This is a genomic window from Paenibacillus sp. 19GGS1-52 (assembly GCF_022369515.1).
Classification (GTDB): domain Bacteria; phylum Bacillota; class Bacilli; order Paenibacillales; family Paenibacillaceae; genus Paenibacillus_AQ.
In genome coordinates this window covers 990,579-1,004,511 of record NZ_CP059724.1, presented here as the reverse complement: position 1 = coordinate 1,004,511, position 13,933 = coordinate 990,579, and the positions used below count along the sequence as shown (strand labels likewise).

At 44.9% G+C, this 13,933-nt stretch carries 20 protein-coding genes; 1 reads left to right on the top strand and 19 read right to left on the bottom strand.

The window, feature by feature from the left end; all coding sequences use genetic code 11:
• Positions 1-53: 53 nt before the first annotated feature.
• Complete coding sequence (locus H1230_RS04555) at positions 54-644, bottom strand: KinB-signaling pathway activation protein (protein ID WP_239717096.1); 591 nt, start codon at positions 642-644, stop codon at positions 54-56.
• A gap of 125 nt (positions 645-769) precedes the next feature.
• On the opposite strand from H1230_RS04555, the gene gerD reads away from it, so the two are divergent.
• Complete coding sequence (gerD, locus tag H1230_RS04550) at positions 770-1,459, top strand: spore germination lipoprotein GerD (protein WP_239714418.1); 690 nt, start codon at positions 770-772, stop codon at positions 1,457-1,459.
• Positions 1,460-1,536: 77 nt separating this feature from the next.
• Here the strand turns inward: gerD and H1230_RS04545 are convergent, their stop codons facing one another.
• From H1230_RS04545 to rplO, 18 genes are all read right to left on the bottom strand, one after another.
• Positions 1,537-2,649 carry an Mrp/NBP35 family ATP-binding protein gene (locus H1230_RS04545; RefSeq protein WP_239714417.1) on the bottom strand — a complete coding sequence of 371 codons (1,113 nt, stop codon included), beginning with the start codon at positions 2,647-2,649 and terminating at the stop codon, positions 1,537-1,539.
• Between the two features lie 95 nt (positions 2,650-2,744).
• Positions 2,745-3,485 (bottom strand): N-acetylmuramoyl-L-alanine amidase CwlD, encoded by a 741-nt coding sequence (gene cwlD / locus H1230_RS04540; protein ID WP_239714416.1) that lies wholly within the window; start codon positions 3,483-3,485, stop codon positions 2,745-2,747.
• A 76-nt stretch (positions 3,486-3,561) separates the two neighbouring features.
• Positions 3,562-4,731, bottom strand: coding sequence for a sulfate adenylyltransferase (gene sat / locus H1230_RS04535; RefSeq protein ID WP_239714415.1), 1,170 nt, complete (start codon positions 4,729-4,731; stop codon positions 3,562-3,564).
• A gap of 38 nt (positions 4,732-4,769) precedes the next feature.
• On the bottom strand, positions 4,770-5,462 hold the full coding sequence (locus H1230_RS04530) for a phosphoadenylyl-sulfate reductase (protein ID WP_239714414.1): 693 nt from the start codon (positions 5,460-5,462) through the stop codon (positions 4,770-4,772).
• A 163-nt stretch (positions 5,463-5,625) separates the two neighbouring features.
• Entirely contained in the window at positions 5,626-6,018 is a 393-nt protein-coding gene (gene rpsI, locus H1230_RS04525; protein WP_154122582.1) for a 30S ribosomal protein S9, read from the bottom strand.
• A 20-nt stretch (positions 6,019-6,038) separates the two neighbouring features.
• Complete coding sequence (rplM, locus tag H1230_RS04520; protein ID WP_239714413.1) at positions 6,039-6,476, bottom strand: 50S ribosomal protein L13; 438 nt, start codon at positions 6,474-6,476, stop codon at positions 6,039-6,041.
• 220 nt (positions 6,477-6,696) lie between these two features.
• Positions 6,697-7,479, bottom strand: a complete 783-nt coding sequence (gene truA / locus H1230_RS04515) for a tRNA pseudouridine(38-40) synthase TruA (protein WP_239714412.1) — start codon at positions 7,477-7,479, stop codon at positions 6,697-6,699.
• A gap of 211 nt (positions 7,480-7,690) precedes the next feature.
• Entirely contained in the window at positions 7,691-8,056 is a 366-nt protein-coding gene (gene rplQ, locus H1230_RS04510) for a 50S ribosomal protein L17 (RefSeq protein ID WP_154122585.1), read from the bottom strand.
• A gap of 33 nt (positions 8,057-8,089) precedes the next feature.
• Positions 8,090-9,034, bottom strand: coding sequence for a DNA-directed RNA polymerase subunit alpha (locus tag H1230_RS04505; RefSeq protein ID WP_239714411.1), 945 nt, complete (start codon positions 9,032-9,034; stop codon positions 8,090-8,092).
• A 131-nt stretch (positions 9,035-9,165) separates the two neighbouring features.
• Positions 9,166-9,561, bottom strand: coding sequence for a 30S ribosomal protein S11 (gene rpsK / locus H1230_RS04500; protein WP_154122586.1), 396 nt, complete (start codon positions 9,559-9,561; stop codon positions 9,166-9,168).
• A 19-nt stretch (positions 9,562-9,580) separates the two neighbouring features.
• Positions 9,581-9,949 carry a 30S ribosomal protein S13 gene (rpsM, locus tag H1230_RS04495; RefSeq protein WP_239714410.1) on the bottom strand — a complete coding sequence of 123 codons (369 nt, stop codon included), beginning with the start codon at positions 9,947-9,949 and terminating at the stop codon, positions 9,581-9,583.
• A gap of 19 nt (positions 9,950-9,968) precedes the next feature.
• Entirely contained in the window at positions 9,969-10,082 is a 114-nt protein-coding gene (gene rpmJ / locus H1230_RS04490; protein ID WP_026688601.1) for a 50S ribosomal protein L36, read from the bottom strand.
• Positions 10,083-10,135: 53 nt separating this feature from the next.
• A complete protein-coding gene (infA, locus tag H1230_RS04485) occupies positions 10,136-10,351 on the bottom strand; it encodes a translation initiation factor IF-1 (RefSeq protein ID WP_036652996.1) in 216 nt (71 codons plus the stop codon).
• 2 nt (positions 10,352-10,353) lie between these two features.
• Positions 10,354-10,662 (bottom strand): KOW domain-containing RNA-binding protein, encoded by a 309-nt coding sequence (locus H1230_RS04480; protein WP_239714409.1) that lies wholly within the window; start codon positions 10,660-10,662, stop codon positions 10,354-10,356.
• Positions 10,663-10,673: 11 nt separating this feature from the next.
• A complete protein-coding gene (gene map, locus H1230_RS04475) occupies positions 10,674-11,426 on the bottom strand; it encodes a type I methionyl aminopeptidase (RefSeq protein ID WP_239714408.1) in 753 nt (250 codons plus the stop codon).
• 4 nt (positions 11,427-11,430) lie between these two features.
• The gene (locus H1230_RS04470) at positions 11,431-12,075 is read right to left on the bottom strand and encodes an adenylate kinase (protein ID WP_239714407.1); all 645 of its coding nucleotides are present in this window, start codon (positions 12,073-12,075) and stop codon (positions 11,431-11,433) included.
• Positions 12,076-12,170: 95 nt separating this feature from the next.
• The gene (secY, locus tag H1230_RS04465) at positions 12,171-13,469 is read right to left on the bottom strand and encodes a preprotein translocase subunit SecY (protein WP_239714406.1); all 1,299 of its coding nucleotides are present in this window, start codon (positions 13,467-13,469) and stop codon (positions 12,171-12,173) included.
• Complete coding sequence (gene rplO / locus H1230_RS04460; RefSeq protein WP_239714405.1) at positions 13,469-13,909, bottom strand: 50S ribosomal protein L15; 441 nt, start codon at positions 13,907-13,909, stop codon at positions 13,469-13,471. The genes secY and rplO overlap by 1 nt, the downstream gene beginning before the upstream one ends.
• Positions 13,910-13,933: the final 24 nt, after the last annotated feature.

Genomic DNA, 13,933 nt, shown 5'->3' with positions numbered 1-13,933 from the left:
TCATTTCTGATATATCAGATGAGCGGGGTTATTCCTGTTGCTGGTCCCTTCCCTCAACCGGTGGACGGTTTCAAAACACGGTGCAGCATCAAAATTTGGAATGCATTGCAAGCAACGAGTGGAACAACAATAAATACGGTAGCACTATCAACGCCAATACGAAGCACGCCGATGATCTCGACAATTGAAATTGCCGACATAAAGAAAAAGGTTGGAATCCAAGCAGATGCATTAGTACTTTTCACTTTAAAATAAGTCACCATTAGGGCGGTAAGCAAGATGAATATCCCCAAGATTAGATCGGAAATGACATTTCTGTCTCCACCCACAAACGTACGCAAAAAAATTAATTCAAGCAGAGCGAGCACGGCGAGCACCAGTTGAATGTACTGCCAAATCTTCCGCGGAAACACTCCAATCCCCATATAATTCAGAATCAGATATGCGAAGAATCCAAGCTGGGCATAGACGCTTACAAGTATACCGTAACCAAATAAAATAAGTGGATATAGCCAGAAATCAGCAACGCTTTTAAAATCGATTCGCCCATTCACCGTTTGCAAAGCAAGCCCGGCAATAACCGCACCTCCTGCGCCAATCAAAAGCGTGGTCCAAAATAAATAAAACCATTTTCTTATACTCAGCTTATCCACCCCCGTGTCAGATTTATTTTACCAAGGTTACCTGCAAAAAACCATTCGGCAGCAACATAAATGTATTCTTAAGCGGCATACTACATAGCAGGAATCCTAAAAGGAGGGCAGTGCCAATGAAATGGAGGGTTTTGAGGTCAGGCGGATTTGCATTAGGCTTCGTTTTAGCCTTAACGGCCTGCGGAGGCGAACAGAGCAGTTCCTCTTCCGGGCAAGGGGGATATAAAGAAATGAAGACCATGGTTGTAGATATATTGAAAAGCGAAGAGGGAAAAAAAGCTGTAGAAGAGGCATTATCAACTCCCAGCTCTGAAGGTGGCGCTAGCAGCAGTGGTATTAGTATGAAAATGATGCCGCTCCAGACCACTGAACAAATAAAAGTGGCGGTCAAGGATACGCTCACCGCTCCAGAATATCAGAAAGAAATCGAAAAGATAATGACGGACCCCAAATTTGCAGGAGACTTCGCTAAAGCGATCAATTCGCAAAGCAAGGAGCTACACCTTCAATTAATTAAAGATCCTTCATATCAAAAATCGGTTGAAGAAATTATGAAGTCACCTGAAATGATGAAAATGTTCCTGGATCTTACTAAATCATCAGACTATCGCAAACAGACAATGACCGTTATGCAAGAAGCCATGCAAAATCCCTTATTCCGTATGGAGGTATTGGACTTGCTTAAAACGGTTGTACAGGAGGAACTACAGCCCAAAGTTCAGAAGACAGGGGGAAAGAATCAGGGTAGCGGCGGAGATAGCCAGAAACAAGAAGGCGGTGGCGGCGGAGACAACTCCGGTTCCTAATAAAATACATCCTTTTATAAACAAAAGAGGCCTTATCCCACTAGTAGGTGCAGGATGGCCTCTTTACTATATTAATTTTAGTGCTGCTCGTATTTAGTAATCAGCTTATCAGCGATTTCAGCAAACAAAAGTGCTGTTGGTGTTTCCGCTTTGTATACTGAAGGTGAAAAATCCACTTCGGATATGTGATTATCTGGTGCTCCAAGGGGAATCTGAGCTAACAATTCCGTATGAAGCGTCTCCGCCAATCTTGCTCCGCCTCCGCGGCCAAATATATAGTCCTTTTTACCGCATGCAGAACATTCGTAATAGGCCATGTTCTCAATGACCCCTATAATCTCATGATCTGTCTGCAAAGCCATAGAACCAGCCCTGGCTGCCACAAAAGCCGCGGTAGCATGAGGAGTCGTGACGATGATTTCTTTGCTGTGCGGCAACATCTGATGCAAATCTAGAGCCACGTCACCTGTACCAGGTGGTAAGTCCAACAGCATATAGTCAAGTTCTCCCCAGCCTACATCACTGAAAAATTGTCGCAGCATTTTACCGAGCATCGGACCACGCCAGATGACAGGACTATTTTCACGGATAAAGAAACCCATAGACATGACCTTCACCCCGAAACGTTCTACAGGGATTATCGTTCCTTCTTCAACAATCGGTCCTTCTTCGATCCCCATCATATCGGGTATGCTGAAACCATAAATATCAGCATCGATCAGTCCAACCTTTTTACCCTTTCTGGCAAGAGCCACCGCCAGATTAACGGTGACCGTCGACTTCCCAACTCCACCCTTACCGCTGGCCACAGCGATGAAGTTGACGCCAGAGCTCCCATTGATCAAATCAATGCCCTCAAGGCCCGCTGCGTGTCCTTTAAGGCTCGTCCCTTGTTCAGCTTGCTGCTCAACATCAGCGCCCTCTCCGCGTATAAGAGAGCGCTCATGCGCCGTTGCATCGCGCAACCGAATATGTACATTTCCGGCTCCACCTTTATCCAGAAGCTCACGCACTCGTTGCTCCAAATCCATACGAAGCTGCTCATCCGTATCAAGACAAACTATAGACAATGATATACGATCTTCTTTAATCATAATATCGCGAATCAGCTGTAACTCAACTAGGCTTTTTCCCGATTCCGGGTCTGTGATCGACTGCAATAAGTTCTGAATTTGTTCCCTGGTCAGCATGGAAAGCACCTCTTTTTCACTTCCGGTCGGGCAAATCCCCGGTATTTCTGTCTATTATAGCATTCCCTTTCTGCAGATGAATAGTCCTGCGTCCACTACTCTGAGGCATATCGGAGAATGCCACGGTATATACTTGTCGCAACCTTGCGCTGATAAACATCATCTCCTAGTAGAAGTGACTCCTGGGGATGAGAAAGAAACCCTACTTCTACTAGTACTGCAGGCATTTTCAGTGCCTTCAGCAGGTATACTGTATTTACCGTCTTAGCGACACGGTCTGTATTTTCCAAAGTGCTTCTTAGCTCTCCCTGTACATATCCTGCCAGCGTTTTATTATGTTCGTTATTCGGATAGTAAAAGGTCTGTGCCCCACTCCAGCGATTGGAGGGAACACTATTCATATGGATGCTTACAAATAATTCGGCTCCTTTCTCCTCGATGCTTCTCACCCTTTGTTTAAGATCTTCTGTCTTACGTTTGGAGTAACCCTTTGTATCGGCTTGAGCCAGGTCATTATCAGCTTCACGAGTCATGACAACAATAGCCCCTGCCTGCTGCAAATAATCACGCAGATAAAGAGACACTGCCAGATTTATGTCCTTCTCTATTAAGCCCTCACGGCTAACTGCTCCCCCATCGGGACCTCCATGGCCAGCATCAATAGCGATGATCTGACCGGACAGCGGTAGACTCCAGTAGTTCAACGTTTTAGCAGTTGGCATATCATACGCTATAATACCGATCATAAGAGCCAATAAGGCAATGCCCAGAATTCCCTTTTTGATGCTGCTCCATGAGATCCAGACCGAGACTTTACTCTGCTTACGGCCAGACATAACAAAGACCCCCTCGTCCCGATAGATTCTACTCATCTATATGGGACAAGAGGGTCAAATAGTACTAGTTCTTATATTAAGCTGTTACTTCCTGCGACATTCCTTCAATCAGAATTTGCGCAACTTCAGGACGAGTGAATTCTGGCGGCGGACATTTCCCGTCACGCAGCAACGCCCGTACCTTTGTACCAGACAATGCCATATGATGTTCGCTTGGGTGAGGGCATGTCTTGCTGGAAGCCATATTCCCACATTTTTTACAGAAGAAGCTATGTTCAAAAAATAATGGAGTAATGCCAATTTCCTCAGCGGTAAAATTGCTGAAAATTTCTTGTGCCTCGTAAGTGCCGTAATAATCACCTACACCTGCATGATCACGCCCTACAATAAAGTGGGTACAGCCGTAATTTTTACGGACCATAGCATGGAATATTGCTTCTCTAGGTCCAGCATACCTCATAGCAGCCGGAAAGACTCCCAAAAATGCTCGGTCTTCTGGATAGTAGTTCTCTAATAGAGCAAGATAGCTCTTCATGCGTACATTGGCTGGAACATCATCCGATTTGGTCTCACCTACTAAGGGATTCAGAAAAAGAGCGTCTACAACCTCCATAGCACACTTCTGAATATATTCATGAGCCCGATGGACAGGATTACGCGTCTGAAAGCCTACAACCGTTCTCCACCCCTTATCAGCAAAGATCTTACGTGTCTCGGAGGGATCAAAATAAAATTTTCCAAACTTCTCAGGTTGCGGACGATTCAACACTGTAATAGGACCCCCAACATATGTTGTAGGGCGCGCCAGAAGTTTACTAACCCCAGGGTGTTCAGGATCAGTAGTACCAAATACATTCTCTGCTTCCAGTGTTTGATCGACAGTATAAATACTCTCAATATCCAGTAATCCGTATACGACACCATCTTCTTCACCAATCAATGACACTCTATCACCAACGGCTAGACCTGATACGATTTCATCTTCCACAGCAAGGGTAATAGGTATACTCCAGACCGTGCCATCTGATAAACGCATATCCTTAACTACTGAGTGATAGTCTTCTTCATTCAAGAAACCGCTAAGTGGAGAAAATGCCCCAACTGCAATAAGATCCAAGTCAGATAATATCCAAGTATTAATTGCTAACGATTTATTATTCTTGGAGTCCAGCAACAATTGTTCCCGCTCTTCCCCACCCAATACGCGATTAACCAGTGTTCCACCATGTGGGAGTATTGACGTCATTTCTATTCTCTCCTTCTGTGTTGTCGCGTTATTAGACTTTATTTGTGCAGTCCGCATTCCGTTTTTTCCGATCCAGCCCAACGACCAGCACGTGGATCTTCGCCAGGCATAACCGCCCGTGTACATTGTTCACAGCCGATACTTGGGAAGTTACGATCGTGAAGCGGATTGTATATAACATCATTCTCGCGAATGTAGTTCCATACATCCTCTGTTGTCCAATGAGCGATCGGATTAAACTTAACCAAACCAAATTTATAATCATACTCAACCTTTTTCGAGTTGGCACGAGTAGGTGCCTGATCACGGCGAATTCCTGTAATCCAAGCATCGTATTGAGACAATATACGCGTAAGCGGCTCTACCTTACGAATTCCACAACATTGGTTAGGATCTACTGTCCATAGCGCATCACCGTACTGAAGTGCTTGCTCCTGCGGAGTGATCTGCGGAGACACCCGTACGAACTCCAAACCATATTTTTCAGACATCATATCTCTTGTTTCATAGGTCTCTTTAAAGTGGAAGTCTGTATCCAAATAAAATACATCAGTAGAAGGACTCACTTTGTGAAGCATATCAACCAACACCACATCTTCAGCACCGAAGCTGCAGGCAAATGTTATATTCGGAAATGTTTCAACCGCCCAGCGAATAATTTCCTCCGGTGCAGCATTTTCTAGTTCCTCTGCTTTAATCTTTATCAGGTCTTCTTTCTCAAGCAAATTCATTATATTATCCCCCTTAAATACTACAATTCCAACTAATCTTATACGGAATAGTATAAAGCTTTCACAGTGGAAGTCAATCCATTTCAACCTCCAACTGACTTGGCAAAATAAATAAAACCCTTGACCAATGAAGGCCAAGGGTTGAATTCGTGAACATAGAATCTTAACGTTTCGAGAACTGAGGAGCACGACGTGCTGCTTTCAGGCCGTATTTCTTACGTTCCTTCATGCGTGGGTCACGAGTCAGGAATCCAGCTTTTTTCAGGGAACCACGGTATTCTGGATCTACTTTCAGCAATGCACGGGAGATACCGTGACGAATTGCTCCAGCTTGACCAGATGTTCCGCCACCATGAGCGATAACGAGTACATCGTAGTTTCCTAAAGTTTCAGTCAGTGTTAATGGTTGTCTAACAATCATCTTGAGTGTTTCAACACCAAAATATTCATCCATCTCACGTTTGTTAATGACAATGCGTCCTTCACCCGGTATAAGGCGAACACGTGCTACCGAATGTTTACGACGACCTGTCCCATAGTATTGTACTTGTGCCATGAAACTGTCCTCCTCTATTCTTATCCGCGAAGTTCGTAAACTTCAGGTTTTTGTGCTTCATGTGGATGCTCAGCGCCCGCATAGACTTTCAATCTCAGCTTCATATGATCGCCTTGACGAGTCTTAGGAATCATACCATGAACAGCAAATTCAATCATGCGTTCAGGTCTAGTTTTGATCAAATCTTCAGCAACAGTAACTTTCAAGCCACCTGGGTGCATGGAGTGACGGTAGTACTTCTTGTTTTGCATTTTCTTACCGGTTAAGTGAATCTTCTCAGCGTTGATAACAATTACGAAATCCCCTGTATCAACATGTGGTGTGAATTGAACCTTGTGCTTGCCACGGATCAATGCTGCGGCTTCGCTGGCCAAACGACCAAGTGTTTTGCCTTCGGCATCAATAATGTGCCAATTGCGAGCAACTTCGTTCGGCTTAGCCATATAAGTGGTACGCATGAATGTTTCCTCCTTGTTCTCGTACGATGTTTCGTATATCTAGTTTCTCATTGAATTACGATTATGTGTGTTAGGTAAAGCATTTTTTGGCATTTTCTTAATCGGGGCTGTGGGATAGCCATTAAGAAAACACAATTTTTATATTACAGTATAAACATGACAAGTGCAAGTGATTTTTAGACATTCACTCTGTTTTTTTCATGATGTTCCAAGAGTAAGGTCATCCATTCGTCTGATCGTCATATTCTACACTCCACAGGGCCAGCCCACTAGCCATTGCAGTCGGTCCTGCTGCTGCACGATCACATGCCGCCAATATTCCTGCAACCTCATCTGCCTGAAACTTACCTTCCCCCACATTAATCAAAGTACCCATAATTATGCGAACCATATGCTGAAGAAATCCACTGCCAGTTATATAAGTATGAATAACTCCTTGATCAGTAGAATCAGAACGACACATGGTGCGGTCTATCTCCATATGAGCTTCAAAGATCGTACGAACGTGTGAGGTTTTCGTAGATTTACGTGATGCGAATGATGTAAAATCATGGGTACCCAGAATATGAAGTAACCCTTGTTGCATTGCAGAAATATCAAGCTTCACCGGATGATGCAGCTGCCAGCGCCGCTGAAATGGATCTGGAAATCTGTTTGCGCTAATCGTGTATCGGTAAGTTTTACGCTTAGCTCCTCTTCTAGAGTGGAACGAAAGCGGTACCTCCCTTGCCTCTGTAACCACGATGTCCTGCGGAAGCCTTGCATTAAGCGCTAAACACCAGCGCTCAAGCGGAATTTGAGAGGAGGTCACAAAGTTGAACGGCTGGCCATAAGCATGTACTCCCGCATCAGTCCGGCCTGAAGCTATGATCTTGAGCTCTTCACCCGTTAAATGGAATATGGCATGTTCCAGCCGGTCCTGAATCGTATTGCCCTTAGGCTGGGTCTGAAAGCCATCATAATTTGTTCCGTCATAATTGACCTTCATCAATAGATTACGCATTCTGATCTCCTTTTCAAACCTTTCAAGCTTATGGAGCCTTCTATTTCAAAAAAAAAGAGCCCCTGCGGGAGCTCCTTCTATTGAAGCTAGCTGATCCCCAACGTAATTTATACGGCAGAGCTTACGCACTACAGCATAATCACGCTGATCTTACCCTCATCCATCCTGTTCAGAGAATGGAATTAAGGGGATCATTGAAAATCACAAGTTACTACGCGCGGTCTACCAATTCAAGGTAAACCATTGGCGCAGCGTCGCCACGGCGAGGTCCGAGTTTCAGGATACGAGTGTATCCGCCTGGACGTTCTGTGTAACGAGGAGCAATGTCAGCAAACAATTTTTGGATTGCATCTTGCTCACCATCAATAGTCTCCCGACGAACAAATGCTGCAACTTGACGACGAGCATGAAGATCGCCTTTTTTTGCTTTTGTAATCAATTTCTCAGCGATGGAACGAACTTCCTTCGCCTTGGCTTCCGTTGTCTGGATGCGTTCATATAAGAACAGATCCGTCACCAAGTCGCGAAATAATGCTTTACGCGCACTGGAATCACGGCCCAATTTTTGGTATGCCATGTTATTCCCTCCTTTACTCTAGCAATCTGAACACTATTCTTCTGTACGAAGTCCCAAACCAAGTTCCTCAAGCTTTTCCTGAACCTCTTCCAAAGATTTACGACCAAGGTTACGCACCTTCATCATATCCTCTTCAGTTTTAGTGGTAAGCTCCTGCACGGTATTAATACCGGCACGTTTGAGGCAGTTATAAGAACGAACAGAAAGATCAAGTTCTTCGATTGTCATCTCAAGCACTTTTTCTTTTTTGTCTTCTTCTTTTTCAACCATAATTTCGGCGTCCTTCGCTTCATCCGTAAGTCCTACGAACAATACGAGGTGCTCGTTCAAAATTTTGGCTCCGAGACTTACAGCCTCTTCTGGTCTGATACTGCCATCTGTCCAAATTTCCATTGTTAACTTGTCATAGTTGGTCACTTGACCCACACGTGTGTTGTCTATGCCGTAATTAACGCGTGAAATTGGAGTGTAGATGGAATCAACCGGAATAACACCGATTGGTTGGTCGTCGCGTTTGTTTCGGTCCGCTTGGACGTAGCCACGACCACGGCCTGCAAAAATACGCATATGAAGTCTCGCACCAGGTCCTAGCGTTGCAATATGAAGATCCGGGTTCAGAATTTCAACGTCGCTGTCCGCACGGATATCACCTGCGGTTACGACGCCTTCTCCTTCAGCATCAATCTCGAACACTTTCTCTTCGTCTGAATGAATCTTCAGAGAGAGAGCTTTCAGGTTCAAAATGATTTCGGTCACATCTTCCATTACGCCAGGAACGGTTGAGAACTCATGCAGAACGCCGTCAATTTGGACCGATGTTACTGCGGCTCCCGGAAGGGAGGAAAGCAGTATCCGGCGAAGCGAGTTCCCCAGAGTCGTGCCATATCCACGTTCCAGCGGTTCAACTACGAATTTCCCATAGGTTCCTTCATCATTGGCTTCTACGGTCTCAATCTTCGGCTTTTCGATTTCTATCACGAGTGTACCCCTCCTTCAAACGTCGCTCCTATATGAAACTGTCACCCCATCAGGTGCATCATGTAGTATGCCTAAACACCTATTATTAGCAGATGCGTCAGAATTATACCACAATTACAATACTGATTTCACTACACGCGACGACGTTTCGGTGGACGGCATCCATTATGAGGAACCGGAGTTACGTCTTTAATGAGGTTAACTTCCAAGCCAGCGGCTTGAAGGGAACGGATGGCTGCTTCGCGACCCGCGCCTGGTCCTTTAACCATAACTTCAACAGACTTCATGCCGTGCTCCATAGCTGCTTTTGCTGCTGATTCAGCTGCCAATTGCGCTGCAAATGGGGTCGATTTACGGGAACCCTTAAATCCTTGGCCGCCAGAGCTTGCCCAGGAAATTGCATTTCCGTGAGGATCTGTGATCGTAACGATAGTGTTATTGAACGTGGAACGAATATGTGCCACGCCAGTTTCGATATTTTTACGGTCGCGACGTTTGGTACGTACGACTTTTTTCGGTTTAGCCATTGTCTCTTATCCCCCCTTATTATTTCTTCTTGTTAGCTACCGTACGGCGCGGGCCTTTACGGGTACGGGCATTCGTTTTAGTACGTTGACCGCGAACAGGCAATCCACGACGGTGACGAACACCGCGGTAACAGCCAATCTCAGTAAGACGTTTAATATTCAATGAAACTTCACGACGCAGGTCGCCTTCAACCTTGACCGACTTATCGATAGTTTCACGCAGTTTGCTGACTTCATCTTCCGTCAAATCACGGACACGTGTGTTAACGTCAATGCCTGTATCATTAAGAATTTTCTGGGAAGTCGTTTTACCGATTCCGAAAATATAAGTCAAGGCGATCTCAACGCGTTTATCACGTGGCAAATCTACTCCAGCTATACGTGCCATTTTACGCTACACCCCCTTCTTAACCTTGTTTTTGTTTGTGTTTCGGATTTTCGCAAATCACCATAACAGTCCCTTTGCGACGGATTACTTTACATTTTTCGCACATGGGCTTTACAGAAGGTCTTACCTTCATGTTAATTACCTCCTCAAAGTTTTGCAGAGCAAAACTTTCTTCGTAGTTCCCATCTATTTACGGTAAGTTATACGACCTTTTGATAAATCATAAGGCGATAACTGCACGACCACTTTGTCTCCGGTCAATATACGGATAAAGTGCATCCGCAATTTACCGGATACATGGGCAAGTATTTGATGACCATTCTCTAGTTCAACCTTAAACGTTGCATTTGGCAACGGTTCAAGGACCGTACCTTCTACCTCAATAACATCTTCTTTAGCCACAGTTAATCTCCTTTCTCACCAGCGCTTTTGTCGGCAGATTCCAATAACTTCATAACTGCAAAACGCAGCTTTCCGTTTGTAACCCGACCGCATTCTTCCAAACTGTTTACAACCTCACTGCTGATAAAGGGTATGAACTCCAGATGAAGAACATTCTTCTTCTTCGGTCCATCAAACTTACGTTTGTCCCCATCCGCAATGAATACAAATCTGCTATCAATAACTGCGATAACAACGGCAGCCTCTCCGGCATCCTTGCCTTTGAGAATTCTCACCAATTGACCAACCTGCGGGCTGCTCTCAGTACTCACGTGAAGATCACCTACGCATTCAGTTTTGTGAAAATTTCCATGCCGTCCGGAGTAACTGCTACTGTATGCTCAAAATGAGCACACAATGAGCCGTCTACCGTAACGACTGTCCAGTTATCTTCCAGCGTTCTGACATACCTGCTCCCGACGTTTACCATCGGCTCAATCGCAAGTACCATGCCCGGCTTTAGGCGTGGTCCGCGTTCAGCTATGCCATAATTCGGAATTTGCGGTTCTTCATGCAGTTCTGCCCCAATGCCATGACCAACATACTCGCGTACGACTGAGAAACCAGCCTCCTCGATATACTTCTGAATAGCATGGGAGATTGTAAACAAGCGCACATCCGGCTTAACCAAAGCCAGTCCTGCGAATAAGGAGCCTTCCGTTACGTCCAGCAAGTGCTGAGCCTCTTCGGAAATGCTGCCCACACCGTAGGTCCAGGCGGAATCGCCGTGATAACCGCGGTATTCTGCACCAATGTCCAGCGTAATAATATCGCCTTCAATCAGTTTGCGTTTACCTGGAAATCCATGCACCAATTGTTCGTTAACTGAAGCGCAAATGCTGGCAGGAAAACCGTTGTAGCCTTTGAAAGATGGCATAGCACCTTGACTGCGAATGTAACGATCGGCGATTTTGTCGAGTTCACCAGTAGTAACTCCAGGCTCAATGGCCTGTTTGATAAGACGATGACTCTCAGCAACAATTCGACCAGCTTCCCTCATAAATGAGAGTTCCTGTTCGGACTTACAAATGATCATTACACTAACCTCGCAGTAAAGATACTATTTCGGAAGAAACGACATTGATTTCGTTTTCTCCGTTTATCTGATGCAAAATACCTTTTTCATCATAAAACGCAAGCAAAGGCGCTGTCTTATTATCATACTCATCCAGACGTTTGCCAACACTTTCTTCGTTGTCATCTGGACGCTGATACAATTCACCGCCATCAATGTCGCAAATTCCTTCTTGCTTCGGCGGATTGAATATTAAATGGTAGGATGCTCCGCAAACACTACAGATACGACGTCCGGTAAGACGCGCCATCAGAAGGCCACGGTCTACATTCAAGTTGATTACATGATCCAATGAAGTGTTTAAGCGGCTTAGAATTTCTTCCAGCGCTTCCGCTTGCGAAAGAGTTCTTGGAAAGCCGTCCAATAAAAAACCTTTTTCGCAATCGGACTGCTGCAGCCGTTCTTCTACAATTCCGATGGTCACATCATCCGGTACAAGCAAACCTTGATCGATGAATGATTTGGCCTTTAACCCAACTGGTGTTTCCTGCTTGATTGCCAAGCGGAAAGCATCACCAGTAGAAATATGAGGAATTCCCAGTTCTTTCACAATCACAGCAGCTTGTGTTCCCTTGCCTGCCCCAGGAGGGCCCATGAATAAAATGTTCACGTTTCTTCTCTACCCCCAAAAATTCGCCACCAAGCAAGAAACAGCACAATAGGTGCCGGGAAGTCTGAGAGTCATTCTTCGCCGGAACCTATCGCCTATTTATTGATGAAGCCTTTGTAATGGCGTTTAATCAATTGGCTCTCGATCTGCTTCATTGTATCCAATGCTACACCGATTACGATCAGCAGTGAAGTACCACCAATCTTTACAGACCGGGGCAGACCAGATAGATTACCAAAGAATACAGGCAGTACAGAAATAAGTGCTAGGAATATCGCGCCAGACATCGTCAGACGAGACATCACCCGAGTCAAATATTTCTCTGTAGCTTTACCTGGACGAATACCTGGAATGTAACCACCATTTTTCTTCATGTTCTCAGCCATTTGCTGCGGGTTCATCTGAACAAACGTATAGAAGAACGTAAATCCGATGATCATGATCACATAAAGGAGCATGCCGAGCGGCTTGTCATAATAAAGATTAGCAGTGACCCATTTAGCCCATTCGTGACTAGCCCAGAAGCTGGATATTACAATTGGAAACTGAAGCAGTGATACGGCGAAGATAACTGGAATTACACCAGCCGAATTGATTTTCATCGGAATGTGTGTATTCTGTCCACCATACATTTTGTTACCGACGACACGCTTGGCATATTGTACAGGAATTTTCCGAATGCCTTGCTGTACGAAGATAACTCCTGTAATAATCGCTGCAATCACAATCAGTACAATAACAACTTTAAGAATATTTAGGAACACCTGATCCGGCTGAATGAAACTTGATTGTGCCGTAGTCGTGATATATCCCGGGATGGCAGCGACGATACCCGCAAAAATCAGGATCGAAATCCCGTTACCAATTCCCTTTTCTGTGATTTGTTCACCAAGCCACATCAGGAAAGATGTACCTGCCGTCAATATAATGGCTATTAACAGGTAATCTGCAAAAGTCGCATTAGGAATCATTTCAGTACCATAAATTCGGTTAAACCCGATTGAAGTGGCAAAAGCCTGAATCATACCTAATATTACAGTGCCATATCGTGTGATTTGCGCCAGTTGCTTTTTACCATGTTCCCCTTGTTTAGCCCATTCAGCAAACTTAGGTACCACATCCATCGACAGTAATTGTACGATGATGGATGCGGTAATATACGGGTAAATACTGATCGCAAAGATAGAGAAGTTTTTGAGCGCTCCGCCCGAGAAGGTGTTTAAAAGACCCATCAAAGCGTCTCCACTTTGATTCGTTGATTCCAAAACTGCCTTGTTTACACCAGGTACCGGCACAAATGAGCCGATACGATAGATAAACAGAACGAAAAGAGTAAACAGGATCTTTTTGCGCAAATCTTCAATATGCCATATATTCTTAAGCGTCTTGAACATTAGATCACCTCGGTTTTACCGCCGGCAGCCTCAATTTTCTCTACCGCAGATTGAGAAAACTTATTTGCTTGTACCGTCAATTTAACGGCTAATTCGCCGTTACCAAGAATCTTAATACCACTCTTGGAGTTTTTGACTACACCAGTTTCAAGCAACAGCTGAGGAGTTATTTCAGTTCCTTCTGCAAAGCTGTTCAGATCATCCAGGTTCACAATCGCATACTCTTTACGGGTAGGATTGACAAAACCACGTTTAGGCAGACGACGATAGAGCGGATTTTGTCCACCCTCGAAGCCTAGACGAACACCACCACCGGAACGGGAGTTTTGACCCTTATGACCGCGGCCGGAAGTTTTACCGTTCCCACTACTAGGACCACGACCAACGCGGTTGCGTTCTTTGCGGGAACCAGGTGCCGGAGCAAGTTCATGTAACTTCATCGTTTGCACCTCCTTATGTTTGTT